Source organism: Streptomyces sp. NPDC000941 (genome assembly GCF_053599555.1).
Genome location: NZ_JBSFMM010000398.1, coordinates 1 through 5,229 on the forward strand (window position 1 = coordinate 1; position 5,229 = coordinate 5,229).

6 protein-coding genes are annotated in these 5,229 nt (G+C 74.7%); 4 read left to right on the forward strand and 2 right to left on the reverse strand.

Annotation, left to right across the window (positions count from 1 at the left end; genetic code table 11):
- Nucleotides 1-129 precede the first annotated feature (129 nt).
- Nucleotides 130-300, reverse strand: a complete 171-nt coding sequence (locus ACWDSL_RS51630) for a hypothetical protein (RefSeq protein ID WP_179284966.1) — start codon at nucleotides 298-300, stop codon at nucleotides 130-132.
- A gap of 322 nt (nucleotides 301-622) precedes the next feature.
- On the opposite strand from ACWDSL_RS51630, the gene lxmK reads away from it, so the two are divergent.
- Nucleotides 623-1,780: a class V lanthionine synthetase subunit LxmK gene (gene lxmK, locus ACWDSL_RS51635; protein ID WP_450496499.1), complete on the forward strand. Its 1,158-nt coding sequence runs from the start codon at nucleotides 623-625 to the stop codon at nucleotides 1,778-1,780.
- Nucleotides 1,777-2,928 (forward strand): T3SS effector HopA1 family protein, encoded by a 1,152-nt coding sequence (locus ACWDSL_RS51640; RefSeq protein ID WP_450496501.1) that lies wholly within the window; start codon nucleotides 1,777-1,779, stop codon nucleotides 2,926-2,928. The genes lxmK and ACWDSL_RS51640 overlap by 4 nt, the downstream gene beginning before the upstream one ends.
- Before the next feature lie 81 nt (nucleotides 2,929-3,009).
- Here the strand turns inward: ACWDSL_RS51640 and ACWDSL_RS51645 are convergent, their stop codons facing one another.
- The gene (locus ACWDSL_RS51645) at nucleotides 3,010-3,507 is read right to left on the reverse strand and encodes a MarR family winged helix-turn-helix transcriptional regulator (RefSeq protein ID WP_450496503.1); all 498 of its coding nucleotides are present in this window, start codon (nucleotides 3,505-3,507) and stop codon (nucleotides 3,010-3,012) included.
- Nucleotides 3,508-3,552: 45 nt separating this feature from the next.
- Between ACWDSL_RS51645 and ACWDSL_RS51650 the strand changes: the two genes are divergently transcribed.
- A complete protein-coding gene (locus ACWDSL_RS51650) occupies nucleotides 3,553-4,494 on the forward strand; it encodes an EamA family transporter (protein ID WP_450496505.1) in 942 nt (313 codons plus the stop codon).
- A gap of 2 nt (nucleotides 4,495-4,496) precedes the next feature.
- The gene (locus ACWDSL_RS51655) at nucleotides 4,497-5,138 is read left to right on the forward strand and encodes an NAD(P)-dependent oxidoreductase (protein ID WP_450496507.1); all 642 of its coding nucleotides are present in this window, start codon (nucleotides 4,497-4,499) and stop codon (nucleotides 5,136-5,138) included.
- Nucleotides 5,139-5,229 lie beyond the last annotated feature (91 nt).

Consider the following 5,229-nt stretch of genomic DNA (forward strand, 5'->3'; position numbering starts at 1 on the left):
CTCAATGCGGATGACGCGCGGAGACCGCGGTTTCCGGCGGTGTCACATGGCGGGGCCCCGCTGACGCGACCGTCGGCGGGGCCCCTGGCTTTTCCGGCTCTCGGCCTCTCGGCCGCTCGGCCTCGCGGGTCAGTCGCCCTTGGTGATGGTGGTCAGCAGCGACAGCGTGGTGGTGATGATGATGGTCGTGATGGCGGAGGCGTCCGGGTCGTGGACGGTCCGGGTGGTGGCGAGCTCCGCGACGGCGGCGTCGGGCGTGGTGTAGGCGGCGTAGCCGCCCATCAGGTCGATGGCGCTCATAACTGCTGACTCCTCGGGTCGTCGATGGCGCGGGCGGTGTCGAGTACGGACGGACGGGCGCGGGTCCGCCCCCGGCCCGCCTCCCGTCCGTCCCCTCGATCCCAGCAGCCGTCGCCCGGCCCGGACACCCGCAGGAAACTGGCCCAACCCCGAGGAGCCGGCGGCAGTCGGCACAGCGGCGCCTGACGGGGAGCACCCGCCACAGCGCGAAACTGACAGATTCCTGCCCCCTGGCACGGCCCCGCCGCTGTCCGTACGGAGGTCTGTCAGGCGAAGTCCTGCCACTTTCCGCCTGTTCGCGGCCATGCCTAGCGTTTCGCATATGACAGCGACGATTCCGGAGGATGTGTACGGCGCACCGGACGCCTCACGGCACGATCTGGCCCCCGTACCGCTCTCGGAGGCGCCCGAAGTGGCGCGCGCGCTGAGGCGGCTCGGCCTCCCGCCGCTGGTGCCGGACGGGCTCGTCAGCCATCCGGGCCGCAACGACAACTGGGCGGGCCGCACCGAGGACGGCCAGCAGGTCTTCGTCAAACGGCTGGACCGGCGGGCGCCCGACGCGACGGCGCGTTTCGACCGGGCGTACGCCTTCCAGGTGGTGCGGGCCGCGGCCGGGCCGTTCAGCTGGAGCGCCCCGGTCTTCCTCGGCGGCGACCGTGAGGCGCTGATCCTGGTCTATGCCCTGCTGGAGGGCGCGGTGTCCGGGGCGGCGCTGGTGGAGGAGGGCCGGTTCGACGCCGAACTGGCGCGCCGCGCCGGGCGGGCGGTGGGAGAGCTGCACGGCTTCCACCCCGCCGGTGTGCCCGCGGCGGCGGCCCACCACGGGAGCGGCCTGGCCTCCCGGCTGTCCACGCTGACCGTGGCCGAGTACACCCGCGGCAGCGCGGCCGAACTCGCCTTCTGGGCGCTGCTGCAGCACGACAACGATCTCAAGACCGCGCTGCGAGTGCTCGGCGAGCGCTCGGGCGCCGCCGAGCCGACACCGGCCCACGGCGATCTGAGGCTGGATCAGTTTCTGCTGCACGGGGACGAGCTGCATCTGTGCGACTGGGAGGAGTTCCGCCTCGCCGATCCGGCCCGCGATATCGGCGGGTTCGTCGGACAGTGGCTGTTCCGCGCGGCCACGCTGATGTTCACCGAGTTCGAACCCGATGGCCAGGAAGACGCGGCCGGTGCCGACGGCGGCACCCACGCGTCCCTGGTACGCGGCGGCGCCGGCCAACTCGACTCCGTACGGCCGCTGATCGCCGCGTTCTGGCGGGGGTACCGCGGGGCCCGGCCGACGGCCGACCCGGGCCTCGCGGAGCGGGCGGTGGCCTACGCCGGGTGGCATCTGTTCGACCGGGTGCTCGCCACCGCCACGCACAGCGCCCGTCTGACGGCCGTCCAGCGGGGGACGGCAGGCGTGGGGCGCGGCGCGCTGCTCGCGCCCGCGCGGTTCGTCGAAGTACTCGGGCTGGGGCTGGGGGACGACGCATGACGGACACCACGGACACCTCGGACGCGTCAGGGCGGTCCGGGCCGGGCCCGCTGTCGCCCGCCCTGCGCGCCGCGCTGACCGATCTGCGCCTGCCCGGCCTTCGGCCGGACGGCGTGCCGGACGTATGGCTTGCGGATCGCCGTATCCCGGGCGACACCGCGCGGGAGGTACGGCTGGCCCTGGCCACCGCGCTGTACGAACGATGGCACGCGGGAACGGCGCTCGAACCCGACGCCCCGGCCCGACTGCCGCGCCGCGACCACGCCTTCGAGGCCCGTCTGATCGCCGCGACACCGCACTCGCACACCCCCGTCGAAGCGGTGGTGCACACCACCGCGACGCGCGGCGGCGGCCTGCTCACGGTGGAGCTGGGGCGGGTGCGGGTGCGCCTGCCGCCGGAGGCGGTGCGGGGCCCGGCCCGGGTGGCCCATGAGGCTGCTCCATCAGCCGTTGCGGTACCGGCTGTTGTGACCTCGGCGGCTGAGGCCGCGGGGCCCGAGGCGTCGGGAGAGACGACCGCTCCGGTCACGGGCGCGCGGGTGGTCGCGGAACTGCCTGCCGTACGGCCGGCACTGTCACCGGGGTTCCTGCTGGTGGACGGGGTCCACGGGCGGCCGGCGGACGGGGCGGACCGCGAACTGCTGCGGATGTATGTCCATCTGCGGTACCCGGACGCCGCCCTGCGGGTGTGGGGCGCCCTGCTGGCGGAGCTGGCCGCGCGGTCGGTGCCGTACCGGGCGAAGGTCCTCTCGCGCCCGTGGGCGTATCCGCGCCGCGACGCCATCGTGGTCTATCTCGACGCGGACCTCGCGGACGTGGTGTTCCCGCTGGCGGCGGCCGTGCACCGGCTGCCGGGCATCGGCGCGGACACCTCCGTCTTCGCGCAACGCCTGCTCCCGGGCCTCGCTGTCGCCTGGGAGCCGCGGGACACCCGGCCCGGGTGGGGCGGGCAGAGCTTCGGGCAGCACCGCGCGGCGGCGGTCGCCGAGGGCGTCGTACGGTACGCGGCGGACCGCGAACGCACCGACCTGGCCCGGGAGATCGCGGCCTCATTGCGCGGCGCGGCGGCCGACCCCGAAGAGCCCGCCCGCAACCACTCCTCCCCCGGTCTGCTCACCACCTACTCGCTCGGCATCCGCATCGGTTGACCGGCCGTCGGGCGATCCCGCGGCGGCCGCCACGAGGGGTGCGGCCGCCGCTCAGCCCGCTGCTCAGCCAGTTCAGCCCGCTCACTCCCTGGTGTCGCCCAGCGACTCCAGGACGTTCCGGAGCGTATCGGCGAGGGCATCCTGGTCGGTCCTGCCGAGCGCGGTGAGCAACCGGCGCTCGGTGGCCAGGTGGTCGGGCAGGACCCGGTCGAGAAGGGCGCCACCGTCGTCGGTGAGGGCGACATGCACCACCCGGCCGTCCGACTCGCTGGGCGTACGGGTCACCAGGCCGCGGGCCTCCAGTCGGTCGAGGCGCTGGGTGATGGCGCCCGAGGTGACCATGGCCGCCCGCATCAGCGCGGCGGGGGTCAGCCGGTACGGCGGCCCGCTGCGGCGCAGCGTGGCGAGCACGTCGAAGGACGCGGGGTCGAGCCCATGGGCGCCGAACGTACGGCGCGTCTCGGCGTCGATCAGCCGTGAGAGCCGTTTCAGGCGCCCGATGACCGCCATCGGCGACACATCCAGATCGGGGCGCTCCGCACCCCACTGCTCCAACACCAGGTCCACGTGGTCTGTCACACCCCCAGCCTAGCCAATCCCTTAGCAGTGAGATACTTTCTCTTAGTGCTAAGAAATCGGATCGGGATCGTCCTGCTGACCGCGCTCGCACCGGCTGTATGGGGCACCACCTACCTCGTCACCACCGAACTGCTGCCCCCGGGCCGCCCCCTGCTCGCCGCGGTGGTCCGCGCCCTGCCGGCCGGCCTGCTGCTCGTCCTGGTCACGCGGCGGCTGCCGCGGGGGGTGTGGTGGTGGCGTGCGCTGGTGCTCGGAGCCCTCAACATCGGGGTGTTCTTCGCCCTCCTGTTCGTCGCCGCCTACCGGCTGCCGGGCGGGGTCGCCGCCACCGTCGGCGCCCTGCAGCCCCTTCTCGTCGCCGTCCTCGCCTCCGGCCTGCTCGGCGAGCGGCTGTCCCGGCGCATCGCGCTCGCGGGGGTGGCGGGGGTGGCCGGCGTCAGCCTGCTCGTCCTGCGGGCGGACGCGCGCCTGGACGCCCTGGGCGTCGCCGCGGCGGCCGGTGGCGCGCTCGTCATGGCCACCGGGGTCGTCCTCAGCAAGCGGTGGGCCTCCCCCGCGCCCCTGCTGGCGACCACCGGCTGGCAACTGGTCGCCGGCGGCCTGCTGCTGCTTCCCGTCGCCCTCCTCGTCGAAGGGCCGCCCCCGACGACGCTGACCGCCGAGAACCTGGCCGGCTACGGCTATCTCTCGCTCGTCGGCGCCGCCCTGGCCTATGCCCTCTGGTTCCGCGGCATCCGCGCCCTGTCCCCCACCGACGTCACCTTCCTCGGGCTGCTCAGCCCGCTGGTCGCCACCGTGCTCGGCTGGCTCGCGCTCGGCCAGCAACTCACCGCGTGGCAGGCCCTGGGCGGGGCGGTGGTCCTCGCCGCCATGGTCCTGGCCCAGACCCGTCCGGCCCGCCGCGCCGATCACGGCCGCGTACGGCGGGCCCACCCGCTCAGCGATCTCGCCGTCCGCCGGACGGCCGAGCCGAAAGGAAACCGATAACAATGCGCATCACCGTCTTCGGAGCGGCCGGGAGCGTGGGCAGCAGGGTGGTGGCCGAGGCGCTGTCCCGCGGCCATGAGGTCACCGCGGTCGTACGGAACCCGGGCCGGCTGGGCGATCTGCCCGCCGGCGCCACGGCCCGGACCGGGGATGCGGCCGACGTCGCGGACGTGGTCCGGCTGAGCACCGGCCAGGACCTCGTGATCACCGCCACCCGCCCCGCGCCCGGCAGCGAGGACGAGCTCGTCACCGCCACGAAGGCGCTGCTCGCCGGCGTCGCGGGCGGCGGCGTCCGGCTGCTGGTCGTCGGCGGCGCGGCCACCCTGACGGTGCCCGGCACCGGCGGCACGCTGGTCCTCGACGCCCCGGACTTCCCGGCCGCCTGGCGGGGCATCGCGCTGGCCTGCGCCGAACAACTCGAGGTGTGCCGCGCGGAGTCCGAGGCGGACTGGGTCTATCTGAGCCCGGCCGCCCTGCTCGAACCCGGCGAGCGCACCGGCACCTACCGGCTGGGGACCGACGAGCTCCTGGTCGGCGCCGACGGCACGTCCCGTATCTCCATGGAAGACCTCGCGGTGGCCCTGCTGGACGAGGCCGAGCGCCCGCAGCACCACCGGACCCGATTCACCGTCGCACAGGCCTGACCGGGCTCGCCCGCTCTCCCGGGAAAGCCCGCCCGGGGCGGCCGGTCGCCGCCCGTGCCCGGCCCGGCTGCGGCCTCTACGCCTTCTCCTA

Bases quoted from the DNA above. Each gene is read 5' to 3' on its own strand.
- ACWDSL_RS51630 (WP_179284966.1), bottom strand. From the start codon at position 300: ATGAGCGCCATCGACCTGATGGGCGGCTACGCCGCCTACACCACGCCC.
- lxmK (WP_450496499.1), top strand. From the start codon at position 623: ATGACAGCGACGATTCCGGAGGATGTGTACGGCGCACCGGACGCCTCA.
- ACWDSL_RS51640 (WP_450496501.1), top strand. From the start codon at position 1,777: ATGACGGACACCACGGACACCTCGGACGCGTCAGGGCGGTCCGGGCCG.
- ACWDSL_RS51655 (WP_450496507.1), top strand. From the start codon at position 4,497: ATGCGCATCACCGTCTTCGGAGCGGCCGGGAGCGTGGGCAGCAGGGTG.